The organism is Rhizobium sp. WYCCWR 11152 (assembly GCF_013087615.1).
Lineage (GTDB): Bacteria > Pseudomonadota > Alphaproteobacteria > Rhizobiales > Rhizobiaceae > Rhizobium > Rhizobium indicum.
Window position 1 is genome coordinate 401852 of record NZ_JABFCP010000006.1, and the last position, 17396, is coordinate 419247.

Genomic DNA, 17396 nt, shown 5'->3' on the forward strand with positions numbered 1-17396 from the left:
GGCTTCGCGCCATCCCAGCGCTATGCAAGCACATATGGGAACCGAACGTTCAAGGGGCGAGGCTGAGACAGCCGCACAATGGATCAAAAAAGGAAATTCAGGGAAGAAACCCGCCCTATCGGCGGAAAATCGCACTGCTTGGCATCATGGCCGGGAGGCGCACATACAGCAAAATATTCATTCTGGCGCTCCTTGCTGGCGATTGAAGATATGCACCGATAACGCGAAAACGAGGAATTTTCCAGCCCTGTTGTGCCAAAAAATTCATCTCTTCGGGTCAAAACGCGCCCTGTTGCGCCGAAATCACAGTTGCATTAGGCCTTGAGCGGCGAAAGCGGGAAAACGGCGCATCATGACTTCACTCAGACTGGCACTCTATCAGCCGGATATAGCAGGCAATACCGGCACCGTCCTGCGTCTCGCCGCCTGTCTTGGCTTCGCTGTCGATCTGATCGAACCCGCCGGCTTCGACATCTCCGACCGCAACCTGAAACGGGCCGGCATGGACTATATCGCCGCCGCCGCCCTCACCCGCCATGTCAGCTGGGACCGCTTCGAGGCATGGCGTCTGACCACCGGCCGCCGCCTGATCCTCGCCTCGACCAAGGCTGCGGAGCGCTACACCGATCTTGCTTTCCGCCCGGACGATGTCCTGCTCTTCGGTCGTGAAAGCGCCGGCGTGCCGGATCAGGTGCATGAAGCAGCCGATGCGCGCGTGCTGATCCCGATGATCGAAGGCCAGCGGTCGATCAACCTCGCCGTCTCGGCCGCGATGATCGTCGGCGAGGCGATGCGCCAAACCGTCTGGGCCTGACGGACACCGGCGCTGGCGGAGCAAAGCTGGCGGAATTGCCGATCCCCTCCCGAATATGTCGCAAAATAGCGTTGTCTATCTGTCAAACCGGCGTATATTTATTAGCCGGGCAATCAAAAATTCAGCATTGGCTTCCATGATTCCAACAAGTTGGAATGGCCATGTGAGGAAAACCGCATTTCTCCAGATCTGTGAAAGAAGAATAAAAACAATAAAATGGACTCTACAATCATCATGATCAACCTGTTCGGCGCCGTGGCTCTGTTGCTGTTCGGCCTCGCGCAGGTAAAGGATGGCGTGTCCAGGGCCTTCGGCGCCCGCCTGAGAACAGGTCTGGCGACCGGCACGCGCGGCAGCCTTCGTTCTTTCCTGTCGGGCCTCGTCGCAACCATCGCGCTGCAGAGCTCCACGGCAACGGCGCTGATGACGGCCTCCTTCGTCGAGCGTGACCTGATCAAGCCGCGCATGGCGCAGATCGTCCTGCTCGGCGCCAATGTCGGCACCGCGATCACCGCCTGGATCGTGGCAACGGGCATCGAATGGCTCTCTCCGCTTCTGATCCTTGCCGGCATCGTGCTTTGCCGCGGCCGTTCCAGCGCCAGCCAGGGCGGCGGCACAGCGCTGATCGGCATCGGGCTGATGCTGTTGTCGCTGCACCTCCTTGGCCTTGCGACGGAACCGATGCGCGCCTCTCCCGCCCTAGCCGCCTTCATCGGCCTGCTGGACGGCGCCCTGCCCGTGGCCATGATCGTCTCGGCAGCACTTGCCTTCGCGTCCTCGTCGAGCCTTGCGGTGGTGGTGCTCATCCTGTCGCTCGCCTCAGCCGGCATGGTCTCCGCCGAACTTGTCATCGTGCTCGTGCTCGGCGCCAATCTCGGCGGCGCAATACCGCCTGTCGTCGCGACATTGTCCGGGCCGGCTTCGGCTCGGCGCGTCACCCTCGGCAATCTCGCCGTCCGCACGCTCGGCTGCCTCATCGCCCTGCCGCTGGCGGGATATGGCGCGGAACTCATCCAAATGCTGCCCTTCGGCCCTGCCAAGCTGCCGGTCGATGCGCATCTTGCCTTCAACCTTCTGCTGGCCGCGCTGGCCTGGCCATTCTCCCGGCCGCTCGCCGCCCTGATGGCCCGGCTGGTGCCGGATCAGGCCGAGCCTGACAGCGCCCCGAAATATCTGGATGCGCAGGAGCTTTCGACGCCGGTCGTTGCCCTTGCCAGCGCCACCCGCGAAGTGCTCGGCGTCGGCGACCTGATCGAGCGCATGCTGATCCGGGTCTCCGAAGCTTTCGAGCGTAACGACGCATCGAAGCTTGCCGAGATATCCGCCCTCGAAGACCGCGTCGACCGGCTGCAGCAGGCGGTGAAAGTCTATCTCTCGAAGCTCGGCCGCGAGGGTCTCAGCGACGAGAACGCCCGCCGCTCGATCGTCGTCATCGATTATGCGATCAACCTCGAACATATGGGCGATATCATCGAGAAGGGCTTGCTGGAGCAGGTAGCAAAGAAGATCTCCCTTGGCCTGAAATTTTCCGAGGACGGTCATCAGGAACTGCGCAAGCTGTTCGACCTGACCATCGACAATCTGCGCGTCGCCCAGACGATCTTCGTCACCCGCGATTTCAATCTGGCGCGCCAGATGATGGAGGTAAAGGTCGAGGTGCGCCGGATGGAGAAACAGTCTGCCGAGCGCCACCTCGAACGCCTGCGTGACGGACGCGCCGACAGCCTGCAGACGAGTTCGCTGCATCTCGACATGCTGCGCGACCTGAAACGCATCAACGCCCACATCGTCTCCGTGGCGCATCCGATCATGGATGAAAACGGCCTGCTGATCGAAAGCCGCGTGCGCGCCACTGCGAAGTGACGGTCAGTCGGCCGAAGGCAGGCGGCGCATGGTGAATTCGATCTGGTCGCCGTCGAGCTGGCGCCAGCTTTCCACCTCGGTCCAGTAGGCGGCTTTCGGATATTCGTCGAACCATTCGCGCGCCTTGGCGCGTGCGTCCATGAGGCCGAGGCAATATGTCTCACGCACGAAATGGTCTTTCTTGCTCGGGGGATTTTCCGCCCGATGTCTCGCTATCCTGCGCTTCAGGCCGTCGAAGGACGGAGGCCCTGGAACTTTCTTCATCAAACCTACCTCCTCGGAAAAGGTAGTATCGAAATTCTTGATTTGCGAGTCGAATCTTGGAAGTGCTCGGCGGTGCTTGCCTCGGCTTGGCGAGATGCAGCACCAACTGCTAATCATGGCGTGCAATCAAGAATGAGCGAGTCGCCTCCGACGGAGATGCCGACCGTTGGAGGCGTAAATGGAACGACCGGAACTGCCGATCGGCTTGCCTGACGATATCGAAGAGAAGAAGGCTGCCGCCCGCAATTGGTTCGAGGGATTGCGCGATACGATCTGCGCCTCCTTCGAAGCCATCGAGGATGAGTTGGAAGGGCCGCTTTCCGACCAGGAGCCCGGCCGCTTCGTCGCCAAGGACTGGTCACGCGAAAACGGCGCCGGCGGCGGTGGCCGGATGTCGATGATGGAAGGCCGCGTCTTCGAAAAGGTCGGCGTCCATACCTCCACTGTCTACGGCGAATTCGCCCCGGATTTCCGCGCCCAGATACCCGGCGCCAAGGACGATCCGCGTTTTTGGGCCTCGGGCATCTCGTTGATCGCCCATCCCGTGAACCCAAACGTTCCGGCCGTGCACATGAACACTCGCATGGTCGTCACCACCAGCCGCTGGTTCGGCGGTGGCGCCGACCTGACGCCGGTGCTGTCGCGCCGCCGCACGCAGGAGGACGAAGACAGCCAGCTCTTCCACAAGGCCATGGAGATCGCCTGCCGCAATCATGCCGTCGCCGATTACGACGCCTACAAGGCCTGGTGCGACGACTATTTCTTCCTGAAACACCGCAACGAGGCCCGCGGCATCGGCGGCATCTTCTATGACTGGCTGCATTCAAGCGAGGAAGCCGGCGGCTGGGACGCCGATTTCGCCTTCACGCGTGATGTCGGCCGGGCTTTCGCCATGGTCTATCCAAAAATCGTCCGCTCCAACTTCAATAAATTGTGGACAGAGGCCGATCGCGACGAACAATTGATCCGCCGAGGCCGCTACGTCGAATTTAATCTGCTGTATGATCGCGGCACGATCTTCGGCCTGAAGACCGGCGGCAACGTTGAATCCATTCTCTCTTCGTTGCCCCCCGTCGTCCGCTGGCCATGAAACTGTGATATCTCATCGATAAATTCGAGGTGATAGACCTTCACGAAAACTCAGTGCGTCCTAACTTTATATGTATGTGCGTAACAATCGGAGGAGGATTGTCATGACGATACCAAGTGGCTCGCCAGCGTCCACGGATGTCCAGGAAACATCCCGCACGATCGACACATCCGAGTTTCTGACGCGCATCGCCGAGAAACTGCGGACCAAGAGCGGCTCGGATCTGCCGCTGTCCTGCTTCATCGAGCAGGTCAAGCTGCAACTGGCTGGCGGGAAGTCGCCGGAACAGCTGCAGAACGAAGCAGCGGCCGCCAACAGCAACATGCCCGGTCAGCTTTCGGATACCTACAAAGCCTGGGCGATGCCCGACTGATACGGCCTTTACTGGCCGGCATGTCGATGCCGGCCGGAACCTTCCCTCCCCCCGCACATTCTTAAATCGCGTAAGATCGCGATCGTCGTTGTGTTTCGAACAGAGGAGAAGACCATGCGACTTTTCGAATGCGGCACTCTCGTTCCGGGCTGCGCCTGGCATACACGAGCGGATAGTGACGCCGAGGTGGTCCGCCGTGCCGTCGAGCACCTGAAAGATGCTCACGGCGAAACCACGATCCGCGAGAACATGGTGGATAATATCAAGGCTCGCATCCGTGACGAAGCGACCGCCGCCTGATTATTGCACGCGTTCCTGCAGCCGGGCGAGCAGCACCGCCCGGTCGGAAGCAAAGTTTTCCTCCACCCATTGGTTTTCCAGGCCGGCAAGCAGCTCGCCGACGCGCGGGCCGGACGCGATTCCTGCCGAAATCACGTCGCCGCCGTTCAGCGGAAACTGTGGCTTCTTCCAGTGCATTGCCCTGTCCAGCAGCTTGATAAGCCGCGCCGACCGCGCCATTTCATCGAAATCGCTTTCAGCCTTGCCGCGCGCAACCGCAAGCGCCAGCTTCAGCCGTGTCGAGATGCCGTCGGTGCTGTTGCGGTAAAGCAGCCGTTCGAAGGCGGCCGACGACATCTCGTCATTAACAGGCGCTGCCATTGCCCAGGCCTTGAGAGTGGCCGCTTCCGCATTCGAGAGCTTGAGCCGGGCTGCGAGCGCCTGCATGCGCGCCGCATCGGGCGGCACGATCGCCGCAAGGCGCAGCAAAGGATCGGGCGTCCAGCCGAGCGCCTTTTCGGTGGCGATCAGCGAAGGGATCGCATCGATCCCCCATCGTTCCGATTCCGGCAGGATTTCCGTCAGCACTGCCACCTGCCGCATCCAGAGCAGCGCCCGGCCAGGATCGGCAGCACCTAGCAACTTTCGCAGTTCAGACCAGACGCGTTCTGCCGAAAGCGTCGTCAGTTTCGAACGCGCGACGGAACACGCCTTCAGCCCCTCGGCATCCGGCCGCCCGGAACCGTAATAGGCAAAGAAGCGGAAGAAGCGCAGGATACGCAAATGATCCTCGGCAATACGCCTTGCGGCATCACCGATGAAGCGGATGTTGCGCGTCTCGATGTCGGCAAGCCCGCCAACGAGATCCACCACCTCGCCCTTTGCATCGGCATAGAGCGCGTTGATCGTCAAATCCCGCCGTTCGGCATCTGCCTTCCAGTCCGTGCTGAAGGCAACCTTGGCATGGCGTCCGTCGGTCTCGACGTCGGTGCGAAGGGTCGTCACCTCGAAGGGCTTGCCGTCGATGACGAGCGTCACCGTGCCGTGCTCCAGGCCGGTTGGGACTGCCTTGATGCCGGCCGCCGCCGCCCGCTCCATCACCGCCTCCGGTCTGAGTGTCGTGGCGATGTCGACATCATTGACCGGCAGGCCCATCAGGCTGTTGCGCACCGCTCCGCCAACCACCCGAGCTTCCCCGCCATCGGCCCCACCATCGGCGTTGAGAAGCGCTAAGATCCGGCCAAGGGCCGGGTCGCGGAACCATGCTTGGTCGGCGATGCCGGTCATGCATAAAGCCTTTCGTAAAGCGTGCGGACGATGCCGGCGGTGATGCCCCAGATCATTCTGGTTTCATAGGGCACGCGGTAGAAATGCCGGTCGATGCCGTCGATGACACGTCTGTCGCGGGTGTGATTGGCAGGATCCATCAGGAAGGAAAGCGGCACCTCGAACACGTCGGCCACCTCGGTCGGGTTCAGCGTCAGCGCAAAGCCCGGGGAGACGACGCCGAGCACCGGCGTAATGCGGAAGCCCGTCGAGGCAAGGTAATTCGGCAGCCGCCCGACGGTTTCGACGAAGGAACCAGCCAGGCCGATCTCCTCCTCCGTTTCTCGGATCGCCGCCATTTCGGGCGAGATATCGGCGGGATCGATCGAGCCGCCGGGAAAGGCGATCTGCCCGGAATGTTTGCGCAGCGTCGCCGTGCGCTTGGTGAAGATCACATGCGCTTCATCGCCGTCATCGACGACGGGCACGAGCACGGCGGCGTCGCGCAGCTTGAAAGTCTCGACCTCGGCGACGATATCGGGGTTGAGGATATGGTCTCCATGATCGCGCCAGGCATGATCGACCGGCCCGCCATTCTGGTTGAGCGCGCGGCGGCGGAATTCGGCTGCGGAAAACAGCGGATAACGTTGGGTAATCGCATCATTCATCGAGAAAGCGCATCCAGTTCATCGGCCGGCATCATCGCAAAGACCTCTCCGGCGGAGCGGACGGCGAACATCGCCTGTCCCTCGACCTCGAGCGTCTCGCCGAACGCCACCAGTTCATACATCACCGCACGCGACACCAGCGCCTCCAACCGCCCCCGCACATGCAGATAGGGTTTCAATTCGGCATTCTCGCCCGCAATGGCAAAGCGCAGCCGATGCTCTCCTCCCGCCTCCACGACATCGCCAACATTGGTGCGGAAGGTCAGCACCTGCTGGCCTTGCCCCTCCGTCACGCTCATCTCCACGGCGATGAAAGGCGCGTCGACGACCCTTATACCGACCTTTTCCACAGGAGTTACGAGATAGGTCTTCAGATCGTCATCTTTTCTTAAAACCGTTGAGAACAGCCGCACCAGCGCCGGTCGGCCGATCGGCGTGCCCATGTAGAACCAGGTACCATCAGCCCGGATTTCCATGTCGATATCGCCGCAGAAAGGCGGATTCCACCGCTCGACCGGCGGCAAACCGCGTTTTTTCTCGCCATTTTCCTGAGACGCGCGCGAAATCAGTGCGGCAAGTCCCGCCGCATCCGCCTGTCCGCTGATTTCCTCGGCTGCCATTCTTCCGTCCCGGTTTGTCCTTAACGAAGTAAAGTCACGAGATAGTCATTCGCAACGAACTTGTCAGCCCGTCACATCTCCATAACTCTATCGGGTATGAGGCACATGTATAAGTCCGCCGATTCGCTGCCGAATGATTTCAGCCGTTGGAGATACGCATGGGTATGATGAAGACCGAAGCCAGCCTCGATGACAAGGCGATCGTCGCCGCCGCCGAAAAGGCGCTCTCCGATATCGCCGCCATCCGCGGGGAAGTCTCGAAAGTGATCTTCGGTCAGGAAAGCGTCGTCGAGAACACCATTCTCGCTGTGCTGTCGGGTGGTCATGCCTTGCTCGTTGGCGTTCCCGGCCTTGCCAAGACCAGACTGGTGACGACGCTCGGCGAGGTGCTCGGCCTTGCCGCCAACCGCATCCAGTTCACGCCGGATCTGATGCCCTCGGATATTCTCGGCTCCGAGGTGATGGACCAGGACGACAGTGGACGCCGCTCCTTCCGTTTCGTCAAGGGCCCTGTCTTTGCCCAACTCCTGATGGCCGACGAGATCAACCGCGCCTCGCCGCGTACCCAGTCGGCCCTTCTGCAATCCATGCAGGAATATCACATCACGATCGCCGGCCAGCGCTATGACCTGCCGGCGCCCTTCCATGTGCTCGCCACCCAGAACCCGCTCGAGCAGGAAGGCACCTATCCTCTACCCGAAGCCCAGCTCGACCGCTTCCTGCTGCAGGTCGACGTCCACTACCCCGAACTCGCCGCCGAGCGCCAGATCCTGCTCGAGACGACGGGCCTGGGCCAAACCCGGCCGGAAGCCATCATCGATGCCCAGCGGCTGATCGAGATCCAGACCCTGGTGCGCCAGATGCCGGTGAGCGACACGGTCGTTGATGCCATCCTGGCGCTCGTGCGTTCCGCCCGCCCGGGACAGGGCAATGCCTCGACCGACAAGAACGTCGCCTGGGGTCCAGGCCCGCGCGCCGGCCAGGCTATGATGCTCTGCGCGCGTGCCCGCGCACTCTACGAAGGCCGTCTCGCACCGTCTCTGGACGATATCTTCGCGCTCGCCGAACCCATTCTCCAGCACCGCATGGCGCTGACTTTCGCCGCCCGCGCCGAAGGCATGTCGGTGCGTGACGTCATCGCCGGACTGGTCAAGCAGGCAAAGGGATAAGGAAGCCGGACGCGTGGCATCTATCGGACAGATCGTCAACCCGACGTCAGGCAGCGATGCCCTTTCCCGCGCCAGGCAGCGGGCAGCCCTAGTGCCGGACTGCCTGGTGGAAGCCAAGCGCATCGCCAACACGGTGATCGCCGGCTGGCATGGCCGCCGCAAGCGCGGCATCGGCGAGAATTTCTGGCAGTTCCGACCCTATGCCGAGGGCGAGAGCCTGTCGCGCATCGATTGGCGCCGCTCCGCCCGCGACGATCATACCTACGTGCGCGAGCGCGAATGGGAGGCGGCCCACACAATCTGGCTCTGGTGCGACATGTCGCCCTCGATGATGTACAAGTCGAGCTATGGCAACGTCTCCAAGGAAAGCCGCGCGCTGGTCATCATGCTGGCACTTGCCGAAATCCTCGCCCGCTCCGGCGAGCGCATCGGCTGCCCCGGCATCATGGAACCCGCTTCCGCCCGTAACGCCGCCGAACGCCTCGCATCCGCTCTCATGCACACGCCGCTGACCGGCGGCCTGCCGGAAACGACGATGATCCGCGGCTGGAGCGACCTCGTCCTTATCGGCGATTTCCTCGACGATGCGCCGGCAATCATGGAACGGCTCGGCCCGCTTGCCCGCCGCGGCCTGCGCGGCCACGTGGTCGAGATATCAGATCCCGCCGAGGAGATATTCCCCTATAGCGGCCGCACCGAATTCACCGATCCGGAGAGCGGCGCCAAGCTTATCTCCGGCCGCGCCGAACATATCCGCGAGGCCTATCGCAACGCCTACCTCGCCCGCAGGGACAGCCTCGGCCAGTCGTTGCGCCATCTCGGCTGGACCTTCGCGAGCCACCGCACCGATCACCTTGCGTCGGAGGCGCTGGTCGCGGTGCACATGTATCTGTCAGGCATGCCGGCCAAGGCTACTCATGGAGGGCAGCTATGAATGCCCTTCCCTTCGCTTTCGCGTATCCCGCCATTCTCGGCGCGCTCGTTGCCTTGCCCGTCATCTGGTGGCTGCTGCGGCTGACGCCGCCACGTCCGAAGACCGAAGTCTTCCCGCCGCTGAAAATCCTCGCCTCCGTGCTGAAGCGCGAGGAGACGCCGGCGCAAAGCCCGTGGTGGCTGACGCTGCTGCGCATGCTGCTTGCCGCCGCCATCATCCTTGCGATCGCCGATCCGGTTTTCAATCCACGCACCAGTTCGCTCGCATCAGGTGGCCCGCTCGTCCTCTTCGTCGACAATAGCTGGGCGGCGGCACCCGACTGGGAGCGCCGCATCCAGACCGCCGACGCATTGATAGACGACGCCGAATCCGCCGGCACGCCTGTGTCGATCGCCTTCACCGCCGATCCGACCAACGACGCCGTGCCCGGCACCGCCGCTGCCGCCCGCGACAAACTGCGCGCCGCCGAGCCACGACCGCTGGTGCCGGACCGCGAACGCGCCTTCCAGGCGCTGCGCGCCGCCCTGAACGGCATCAAGCCCGGCACCCTCGCCTTCCTGACCGACGGCGCCGCCGCCAAGCCTGACGACGCGACGGTGCGCAGGCTCGCCGAACTCCAGCCCACCGATCTGCGCCTGATCGAGGGCGATGCCGCAAGGACGGTCGCGATCACGGCGGCCAACAATGCGGCGGATGCCATGACCGTCAAGGTCACGCGGCTCAACAGTTCGCAGGCGGCATCGGTAGCGCTGAACGCCGTCGATACCCAGGGACGCTCGATCGCCAATGGCAGGGCGGATTTCCGCCCCGGCCAGAGCGTCGCGACGAGTTCGATCACCGCCCCCTTCGAGATGCGCAACGATTTCGCGCGCGTCAGCGTCGACAATGGCGCGACGGCAGGCGCCGTCCACCTTCTCGACGACGCATTCAAGCGCCGCCGCGTCGTCTTGCTGTCAGGTGAAGGGGGGGACGAGTTCCAGCCACTGCTCTCGCCGCTCTATTATATCCAGCGGGCGCTGCAACCCTATGCGGATCTGATCCAACCTGGCGATTCCGATCTTTCGGTCGCAATACCAAAACTTCTCACCAGCAATCCCTCCATCATCATCATGGCCGATATCGGCCGGCTGCCGGAGGAGACCTACGAGCCTTTGACGCGCTGGATATCGAATGGCGGCATGCTCCTGCGTTTTGCCGGCCCGCGCATGGCAGCAGCCCCTGCGGACGATCCGCTGATCCCGGTCATCCTGCGTCAGGGAGAACGGGCGCTGGGCGGCACCTTGTCCTGGAGCGAGCCGCAGTCGCTTGCCGAATTTCCGAGTTTCGGACCTTTCGCCGGCATAGCGCGTCCCTCCGATGTCGTCGTCAAGCGGCAGGTGCTTGCCGAACCGACGCCCGATCTTGCCGAACGCACCTGGGCAAGCCTGGCTGACGGCACGCCGCTCGTGACGATGAAGCAGCTCGCCTCCGGTCAGATCGTCCTGTTTCACGTCACCGCGGAAGCGACATGGTCCGATCTGCCGATCTCCGGCACTTTCGTCGACATGCTGCGCCACCTCCTGCAGATATCGCGCTCGGGCGGCGTGACACCGGAGGCGCGCGGCAATGCGCGTGTCTCCGAAACCCTGCCGCCATTCCGCATGCTGACGGCCAAGGGCACGCTCGTCTCCGAGACAGGATCGGCGCGGCCGCTCATTCCACAGGCCGGAGTCGAACCGACGGCGAATTTCGACAACCCTCCTGGGCTCTACGGTTCGGAGGATGGTTTCACCTCCCTGAACGTGCTGCCCGAGAACGCCGAACTGAAGCCGATCGACACAACAGGGACCAATGCCGTGCGCGAAGGCCTGATCGGCGGCGAAAGCTGGTCGGCAAAACCCGCACTCTTTCTCGCAGCCTTCCTGCTGCTCTTGGCCGATAGCCTGATCGTCCTCTTCATGAATGGCGCATTCTCGCGATTGCGCCCGGCTGTCCGCACCGCCGCGATGATCGCGATCACCGTCTGCGCCGGCTTTCTCATCCAACCCGGCACGCTTCACGCCGACGACTCCCAGCCCGGCGACGACCTCATCCTGCAGAGGCTTGATAACACCCACCTCGCCTATGTCGTCACCGGCGAACAGGACGTGGACAATATATCCGAGCGCGGTCTCGAGGGACTGACCCAGTTCCTGACTTTTCGCACGACACTGGAACCAGCGCCGCCCGTCGGCATCGACCTCACCAAAGACGAGCTCTCCTTTTATCCGATCATCTACTGGCCGGTTTCGGCAACGGCGCCGATGCCATCGTCGGCGGCGATCAGCCGTATCGATGCCTATATGCGCAATGGCGGCACCGTGCTTTTCGATACGCGCGATCAGATCAGCGCATTGGACAATGGCGGCAATGTCAGCGCCAACGGTGAGAGGCTGCAGGCAATCCTCGCCAATCTCGACATCCCGGCGCTCGAGCCGGTACCATCGGATCACGTGCTGACGAAATCCTTCTATCTCCTGTCGAGCTTTCCCGGTCGCTATGCCGGCAGCCCTCTCTGGATCGAGGCCCGGCAAGGCGGTCAGGGGCCGAGCGAAAAATCGGCGGCGACGGCCGACGGCGTTTCGCCGATCCTGATCACCGGCAATGATTTCGCCGGCGCCTGGGCGATCGACGAGAACGGCGTACCGATACTGCCGACCGTGCCGTCGGATGAAACGCAGCGCGAATATGCCTACCGTTCCGGCGTCAACATCATGATGTACATGCTGACCGGCAACTACAAGACCGACCAGGTCCATGTTCCCGACCTCCTCGAACGGTTAGGACAATGAGATGACATTCGACTTTTCGCCCTTCCTGCCCTGGTCGGTTCTGGCTGCATTGGCTGTCGTCAGCGCTGTTATCGCCGCCTTCGCGATCTGGCGCGGCATTCGTGGCGCCTGGATCAGAACACTGGCAGCGCTCGCCATGCTGACCGCGCTTGCCAATCCTGTGCTGCTGCAGGAAGATCGGGATCAGTTGTCGACGATCGTTCCCGTCCTTGTCGATCGAAGCCAGAGCCAGCAGACGCCCGATCGCGTCAAGATGACCGACGATGCGCTTGCGGCCTTGAAGGGACAGCTTGCCCGTTTCCCCCAGATAGAGCCCCGCTTCGTCGATGTCGAAGGCGACGTCAATTCCGACGTGCCGTCCACGCGCCTGTTCGACGCGCTGTCGGCCAACATTGCCGATGTCCCGCCCGCCCGTATCGGCGGCGCCATCATGCTGACCGACGGTGAAGTCCATGATGTTCCGGGCGCCAATCAGGCGCTCGGTTTCGACGCGCCGATCCATGGCCTCGTAACCGGCAAGGCCAACGAATTCGATCGCCGCATCGAAGTCATCAAGGGACCGCGCTTCGGCATCGTCAACGAAGAACAGCAGGTGATCTTGCGCGTCTTCGACGACGGCCCGAGCCCCGGCGGCACGGCCGACGTCACGGTAAAGCTGAATGGTGACGAGATCGCCACCCTGCAGGCGACACCCGGGCAGGATACGCCCTTCTCCTTCAAGGTGCCGGGTGGCGGCAGCAATGTGCTCGAATTCTCGGTCGCAGCACTTCCCGGCGAAGTCACCACCGCCAACAACCGCGCCGTCCATGTCATCGACGGCATCCGCCAGAATCTCCGCGTCCTGCTCGTCTCCGGCGAGCCGCATGCCGGCGAGCGCGCCTGGCGCAACCTGCTGAAATCCGATGCCTCGGTCGATCTGGTCCACTTCACCATCCTGCGTCCGCCGGAAAAGCAGGACGGCACGCCGATCAACGAGCTGTCGCTGATCGCCTTCCCGACCCGCGAGCTCTTCGTCGACAAGATCAAGGATTTCGACCTGATCATCTTCGATCGCTACCAGCACCGCGGCGTGCTGCCGCTGCTCTATTACGATTACATCGCGCAATATGTCGACAATGGCGGCGCGCTGCTGATCGCCGCCGGTCCCGAGCATGCCGGTCCCGATTCCATTGCGCTGACGCCGCTTTCCTCGGTCCTGCCCGCAACGCCCACCGGAGAGATGATCGAGAAGGCCTTCTATCCACGCCTCTCTGAGGAAGGCCGCAAACATCCGGTCACGCGCGGTCTGGACGGTTCGGGCGAGGACCCGCCGCATTGGGGCCGCTGGTTCCGCAGCGTCGATGTCGACCGGCCGCAGGGCGAGACGATCATGCTCGGCGCCGACAACCACCCGCTGCTGGTGCTGAACCGCGCCGGCCAGGGCCGCGTCGCCATGCTGCTTTCCGATCAGGGCTGGCTCTGGGCGCGCGGCTTCGAAGGCGGCGGTCCGAATGTTTCACTCTATCGCCGTATCGCCCATTGGCTGATGAAGGAGCCGGCGCTCGAGGAAGAAGCGTTGACGGCGCGCGCCTCCGGCCGGACCCTTGAAGTCACCCGCCAGACGATCGGCGACAATCCCGGCAATGCCACCGTACGTTATCCCTCCGGCAAGACCGAAACGCTGCCGCTCACCCAGTCCGAACCGGGGCTCTACAAGGCCGAGAAGAGGATGGACGAAATCGGCCTCTTCGAAATCCGCAACGGCAGGCTGTCGACGCTTGTCCATATCGGCGCCGTCGACGCACCGGAATTCAAGGCGATGATCTCGACGACCGATGTGCTGCAGCCGGTCGCCGACAGAAGCAAAGGTCTCGTCGCCCGCGTCTCCAACGCAAATGGCGCGATCTCCGTGCCGCCGATCCTGCCAGTGCGCGGCCAGGTCCGCGTCTCCGACAACGATCGCATGATGATCCGCATGACCAACGAAACTGTCTTGAAGGGCATCAACACGCTGCCGCTCTTTGCCGGTTTCGCCGGCGTCGGCATCCTGCTCCTCGCCTTCGGCGCCATGTGGTGGCGCGAAGGGCGTTAGAGCCTTTCCTGGTCAGATTGAAGCATTCTGTTGGCTCAAACGGAGGCGGATGGTCGACCGGCCGGCGCGCGTCGTAGCCAAGCTCTACGGCCAAGCCGGCCGGTCGATCAGCCGGCCCGTTTCAGCCAACCCGAAGGGCCGGGCATCTTTCCGCCAGGATCAGAGGCGATCGGCTCGAACGTACCAAGAGGTATGCCCTTCGCCAATCGCCTTTGCCCTGACGAAAACCTGCTCCGGCAGAATGCTTCAATCTGACCAGGAAAGGCTCTCACTCATGCCGGAATTCGAGCTCACCGCCTCGCCCTCGCCGGAGGAACTGGCGGTGATCACCGATGCGCTCTCGGCCTTCAACAACGCCGATATCGGCCCATCGGATCGCCGGCCGCTCGCGGTCCTCATCCGCGATACCGACGGCAAGGTGACGGGCGGTCTTTCAGGCTTCACCGCCTGGGGCTGGCTCTTCACCCAGATGCTCTATATTCCCGATACCCTGCGCGGCACCGGTATATCAGGCAATATCCTCGCAAAGGCGGAAGAAGAGGCGAGAGCTAGGGGGTGCCGCGGCGCCTGGATCGACACCTTCAGCCCGCAGGCGCTGCGCGCCTATCTGCGCCAGGGTTATGAGGTTTTCGGAGAGCTTAAGGATTTCCCGGAAGGCCGCACGCGCAGCTTCCTCCGGAAAAGCCTATAGAGCTTGATGCCGAAAAGTGTGATCGGTTTTCGGACGACGTCATGCTCTAACTATATAATTTAGAACAGGATTCAGATTTTAGGCCGACGCGGCTTAAAATCATCCTGTTCTAGCGGGCTGTTGCAAGATCATTCGCGCCACGCGATCGTGCCCTTCAGCCGCGCGTGTACGCCCTCGGCGATCGGAACGACGAGCACACGGCCCGGATCGACCGGGCCTGGAAAAGACAGCGCGTTGTAGGCGACCTTCTCGAAGCCGAGTGGGCCGTAATAGGGAGGATCGCCGACGAGGATGACGGCTTCCGAGCCCTTGCGTCTTGCCGCCTCCACCGCAATCCGCACCAGTTCCCGGCCGATGCCCTTGTTCTTGTGGGAGGGGCGGACGGCGAGCGGGCCGAGCAGATGTCCATTCACCGTGCCGGCCAGCACCGGCGTCATGCGCACGGAGGCGATCGTCTCACCATTATCGGTGCAGATGAAGGAAAGCGACAGATCATGCGGCCCCTGCTCACGGATGCGCGCGGCAGCGCGCGTGAAGCGGCCGGGACCGAAGGCTTCTTCGTTGATGTGTTCGATGGCGGCGTCGTGAGACGCGTCTTCAGTGAGGTAGACGAGATCGTGCTTGTACATGATGACAGAAACCGGATGGACAGATTGATGGGTCTCGAACACGCCTTGGGCGTTCGGGAGCATCAGCGTCGTCGCGGGTTTCTGGAAATGAACATCAGGCAGGGGTCCGAAAATCGTGAAAGGCCGATAGCAGGAAAAATTTCCGTCGTCCAACGCAAAATGCGCGACCACAGCGCCGCGCATCTTTTCAAGAGCCACAAAGGACGCTGCAATACTGAATTATGCAGGTCCCGAACGATGTGACGCACTGTTCAATCTTTGCTGCCTGTAAAGCCCTACCATCTGCGATATCTTCCGTTCCAACACGCAATCAAGGGAATGAAGATCATGGGAATGCTGGTGGACGGCGTCTGGCGTGACACCTGGTACGACACAAAGGAGAGCAAGGGCCATTTCAAGCGGCAGCCCTCGCAGTTCCGCAACTGGGTGACATCGGACGGTGGGGCCGGTCCTTCCGGCAGCGGCGGCTTCAAGGCCGAGGCCGGGCGTTACCACCTCTATGTCTCGCTCGCCTGCCCCTGGGCGCATCGCACGCTGATCTTCCGCAAGCTGAAGAAGCTCGAAGAGCTGATCTCGGTTTCCATCGTCGATCCACTGATGCTCGAGAACGGCTGGGAGTTCAAGGTCGGCGACGGCGCCACCGGCGACCACCTCTTCGGCGCGTCCGCGCTTTGGCAGGTCTATGTCAGGGCCGATCCGCACTATTCCGGCCGCGTCACCGTTCCGGTGCTCTGGGACAAGAAGACCGGCACTATCGTCAACAACGAATCCGCCGAGATCATCCGCATGTTCAACGGCGCCTTCGACGGGCTGACCGGCTCGACAGCCGATTTTTATCCCGAGGACCTTCGCTCCGAAATCGATGCGCTGAACGCCACCATCTACGACACCGTCAACAACGGCGTCTACAAGGCGGGCTTTGCCACCACCCAGGAGGCCTATGCGGAAAACGTCGGCACGCTGTTCGAAACACTCGACATACTCGACGAACGCCTCGGCAAGGGTCGCTACCTCTTCGGCAACCGTCAGACCGAGGCCGACTGGCGCCTGTTCACCACGCTGGTGCGCTTCGACGCCGTCTATGTCGGCCATTTCAAGTGCAACATCCGCCGCATCGCCGACTACCGCAACCTGCCTGACTATCTGCGCGACCTCTACCAGACGGCGGGCGTTGCCGAGACGGTGAACCTCAACCACATCAAGCAGCACTATTATCGCAGCCACAAGACGATCAATCCGACAGGCATCGTTCCCGTCGGCCCGGCGCTCGATCTCGACAGTCCGCACGGCCGCGCTACAGCGCCGCGGGTGTTTTCAGACGCGCAAAGTACGCTGTAGCAGTTTGAATGGCTGGCTGAAGCTCACCAGCGGTGGGCGGGCTCCTGCTCGCCGCGAAGCTCGGCGAGACGGCGATGCGTCGCCTTGGTCGTGCCCTCGGGCAGGCTGTCGAGGGAAAAGAAGCCGCTGTCGGATATCTCCCAGTCCGGCGGCCGCGGCGCCGTCTGCTCGACGGTCGCGCGATAGAAGACGACATGGTCGCGCCTTGTGGTCGTGGTATTGAAATAGACTTGGAACAGCTGCGGCTTGCCGATGATCCTGAGGTTGCCCTCCTCGCGCAATTCCTTGACGAGCGCTTCCTCGACCGTCTCGTTGCGCTCCAGCCCGCCGCCCGGCATGTGCCAGCCGCCGATATAGCTGTGGCGCACGAGAAAGATGCGCCCCTCTGCATCGAAACAGGCAGCCCGCACGCCCACGGTCATGCTGCGGACGAAACTGAAATAGACATGCAGCAGGCGCAACGCCAGCCTCATGATAAGGGGCCGGTTCTCTTTATCCACCATCGCTCCGTTTCAGC

The 17396-nt window shown here is 62.5% G+C and carries 17 protein-coding genes; 11 read left to right on the plus strand and 6 right to left on the minus strand.

The window, feature by feature from the left end; genetic code table 11:
• The first annotated feature begins 352 nt into the window (after positions 1-352).
• Positions 353-814, plus strand: a complete 462-nt coding sequence (locus tag G9X67_RS07925) for a tRNA (cytidine(34)-2'-O)-methyltransferase (protein WP_171598449.1) — start codon at positions 353-355, stop codon at positions 812-814.
• 216 nt (positions 815-1030) lie between these two features.
• Positions 1031-2677 carry a Na/Pi cotransporter family protein gene (locus tag G9X67_RS07930; RefSeq protein WP_164022802.1) on the plus strand — a complete coding sequence of 549 codons (1647 nt, stop codon included), beginning with the start codon at positions 1031-1033 and terminating at the stop codon, positions 2675-2677.
• Between the two features lie 3 nt (positions 2678-2680).
• Here the strand turns inward: G9X67_RS07930 and G9X67_RS07935 are convergent, their stop codons facing one another.
• Entirely contained in the window at positions 2681-2941 is a 261-nt protein-coding gene (locus tag G9X67_RS07935) for a hypothetical protein (protein WP_003541775.1), read from the minus strand.
• A 178-nt stretch (positions 2942-3119) separates the two neighbouring features.
• Here G9X67_RS07935 and hemF point away from each other — a divergent pair, with 178 nt between their 5' ends.
• From hemF to G9X67_RS07950, 3 genes are all read left to right on the plus strand, one after another.
• Positions 3120-4031, plus strand: a complete 912-nt coding sequence (gene hemF, locus G9X67_RS07940; protein WP_029873276.1) for an oxygen-dependent coproporphyrinogen oxidase — start codon at positions 3120-3122, stop codon at positions 4029-4031.
• Between the two features lie 103 nt (positions 4032-4134).
• Positions 4135-4404, plus strand: coding sequence for a hypothetical protein (locus G9X67_RS07945; protein ID WP_171598450.1), 270 nt, complete (start codon positions 4135-4137; stop codon positions 4402-4404).
• 114 nt (positions 4405-4518) lie between these two features.
• Positions 4519-4704, plus strand: a complete 186-nt coding sequence (locus tag G9X67_RS07950) for a DUF1059 domain-containing protein (RefSeq protein WP_003561358.1) — start codon at positions 4519-4521, stop codon at positions 4702-4704.
• Here G9X67_RS07950 and G9X67_RS07955 read toward each other — a convergent pair whose 3' ends face one another.
• From G9X67_RS07955 to G9X67_RS07965, 3 genes are read right to left on the minus strand one after another with little or no spacing between them, the layout of a single operon-like run.
• Entirely contained in the window at positions 4705-5970 is a 1266-nt protein-coding gene (locus G9X67_RS07955) for a CCA tRNA nucleotidyltransferase (protein ID WP_171598451.1), read from the minus strand. It abuts the gene before it with no gap.
• The gene (locus tag G9X67_RS07960) at positions 5967-6617 is read right to left on the minus strand and encodes a CoA pyrophosphatase (protein WP_138330378.1); all 651 of its coding nucleotides are present in this window, start codon (positions 6615-6617) and stop codon (positions 5967-5969) included. The genes G9X67_RS07955 and G9X67_RS07960 overlap by 4 nt, the downstream gene beginning before the upstream one ends.
• Entirely contained in the window at positions 6614-7237 is a 624-nt protein-coding gene (locus G9X67_RS07965) for a DUF1285 domain-containing protein (RefSeq protein WP_171598452.1), read from the minus strand. The genes G9X67_RS07960 and G9X67_RS07965 overlap by 4 nt, the downstream gene beginning before the upstream one ends.
• Positions 7238-7395: 158 nt before the next feature.
• Between G9X67_RS07965 and G9X67_RS07970 the strand changes: the two genes are divergently transcribed.
• The 5 genes from G9X67_RS07970 to G9X67_RS07990 all read left to right on the plus strand — a co-directional run bounded on the left by G9X67_RS07970 (position 7396) and on the right by G9X67_RS07990 (position 14912).
• Positions 7396-8406 (plus strand): MoxR family ATPase, encoded by a 1011-nt coding sequence (locus tag G9X67_RS07970; RefSeq protein WP_138330376.1) that lies wholly within the window; start codon positions 7396-7398, stop codon positions 8404-8406.
• Positions 8407-8419: 13 nt separating this feature from the next.
• Positions 8420-9340 carry a DUF58 domain-containing protein gene (locus G9X67_RS07975; protein WP_171598453.1) on the plus strand — a complete coding sequence of 307 codons (921 nt, stop codon included), beginning with the start codon at positions 8420-8422 and terminating at the stop codon, positions 9338-9340.
• Complete coding sequence (locus G9X67_RS07980; protein WP_171598454.1) at positions 9337-12150, plus strand: DUF4159 domain-containing protein; 2814 nt, start codon at positions 9337-9339, stop codon at positions 12148-12150. The genes G9X67_RS07975 and G9X67_RS07980 overlap by 4 nt, the downstream gene beginning before the upstream one ends.
• Position 12151: 1 nt before the next feature.
• Positions 12152-14221: a hypothetical protein gene (locus G9X67_RS07985; RefSeq protein ID WP_064651963.1), complete on the plus strand. Its 2070-nt coding sequence runs from the start codon at positions 12152-12154 to the stop codon at positions 14219-14221.
• A 274-nt stretch (positions 14222-14495) separates the two neighbouring features.
• Entirely contained in the window at positions 14496-14912 is a 417-nt protein-coding gene (locus tag G9X67_RS07990; RefSeq protein ID WP_171598455.1) for a GNAT family N-acetyltransferase, read from the plus strand.
• Positions 14913-15040: 128 nt separating this feature from the next.
• On the opposite strand, the gene G9X67_RS07995 is transcribed toward G9X67_RS07990, so the two are convergent.
• Positions 15041-15604 (minus strand): N-acetyltransferase, encoded by a 564-nt coding sequence (locus G9X67_RS07995; RefSeq protein ID WP_171598456.1) that lies wholly within the window; start codon positions 15602-15604, stop codon positions 15041-15043.
• Positions 15605-15868: 264 nt separating this feature from the next.
• Here G9X67_RS07995 and G9X67_RS08000 point away from each other — a divergent pair, with 264 nt between their 5' ends.
• Positions 15869-16879: a glutathione S-transferase family protein gene (locus G9X67_RS08000; protein ID WP_171598457.1), complete on the plus strand. Its 1011-nt coding sequence runs from the start codon at positions 15869-15871 to the stop codon at positions 16877-16879.
• 23 nt (positions 16880-16902) lie between these two features.
• Here G9X67_RS08000 and G9X67_RS08005 read toward each other — a convergent pair whose 3' ends face one another.
• Entirely contained in the window at positions 16903-17382 is a 480-nt protein-coding gene (locus tag G9X67_RS08005; protein WP_138330370.1) for an NUDIX domain-containing protein, read from the minus strand.
• Between the last annotated feature and the right edge of the window lie 14 nt (positions 17383-17396).

Excerpts from the sequence above, each read along its gene's own strand:
- G9X67_RS07925 (WP_171598449.1), top strand. The coding sequence starts at position 353 with ATGACTTCACTCAGACTGGCACTCTATCAGCCGGATATAGCAGGCAAT.
- G9X67_RS07930 (WP_164022802.1), top strand. The coding sequence starts at position 1,031 with ATGGACTCTACAATCATCATGATCAACCTGTTCGGCGCCGTGGCTCTG.
- G9X67_RS07935 (WP_003541775.1), bottom strand. The coding sequence starts at position 2,941 with ATGAAGAAAGTTCCAGGGCCTCCGTCCTTCGACGGCCTGAAGCGCAGG.
- hemF (WP_029873276.1), top strand. The coding sequence starts at position 3,120 with ATGGAACGACCGGAACTGCCGATCGGCTTGCCTGACGATATCGAAGAG.
- G9X67_RS07945 (WP_171598450.1), top strand. The coding sequence starts at position 4,135 with ATGACGATACCAAGTGGCTCGCCAGCGTCCACGGATGTCCAGGAAACA.
- G9X67_RS07950 (WP_003561358.1), top strand. The coding sequence starts at position 4,519 with ATGCGACTTTTCGAATGCGGCACTCTCGTTCCGGGCTGCGCCTGGCAT.
- G9X67_RS07955 (WP_171598451.1), bottom strand. The coding sequence starts at position 5,970 with ATGACCGGCATCGCCGACCAAGCATGGTTCCGCGACCCGGCCCTTGGC.
- G9X67_RS07960 (WP_138330378.1), bottom strand. The coding sequence starts at position 6,617 with ATGAATGATGCGATTACCCAACGTTATCCGCTGTTTTCCGCAGCCGAA.
- G9X67_RS07965 (WP_171598452.1), bottom strand. The coding sequence starts at position 7,237 with ATGGCAGCCGAGGAAATCAGCGGACAGGCGGATGCGGCGGGACTTGCC.
- G9X67_RS07970 (WP_138330376.1), top strand. The coding sequence starts at position 7,396 with ATGGGTATGATGAAGACCGAAGCCAGCCTCGATGACAAGGCGATCGTC.
- G9X67_RS07980 (WP_171598454.1), top strand. The coding sequence starts at position 9,337 with ATGAATGCCCTTCCCTTCGCTTTCGCGTATCCCGCCATTCTCGGCGCG.
- G9X67_RS07985 (WP_064651963.1), top strand. The coding sequence starts at position 12,152 with ATGACATTCGACTTTTCGCCCTTCCTGCCCTGGTCGGTTCTGGCTGCA.
- G9X67_RS07990 (WP_171598455.1), top strand. The coding sequence starts at position 14,496 with ATGCCGGAATTCGAGCTCACCGCCTCGCCCTCGCCGGAGGAACTGGCG.
- G9X67_RS07995 (WP_171598456.1), bottom strand. The coding sequence starts at position 15,604 with ATGCTCCCGAACGCCCAAGGCGTGTTCGAGACCCATCAATCTGTCCAT.
- G9X67_RS08000 (WP_171598457.1), top strand. The coding sequence starts at position 15,869 with ATGGGAATGCTGGTGGACGGCGTCTGGCGTGACACCTGGTACGACACA.
- G9X67_RS08005 (WP_138330370.1), bottom strand. The coding sequence starts at position 17,382 with ATGGTGGATAAAGAGAACCGGCCCCTTATCATGAGGCTGGCGTTGCGC.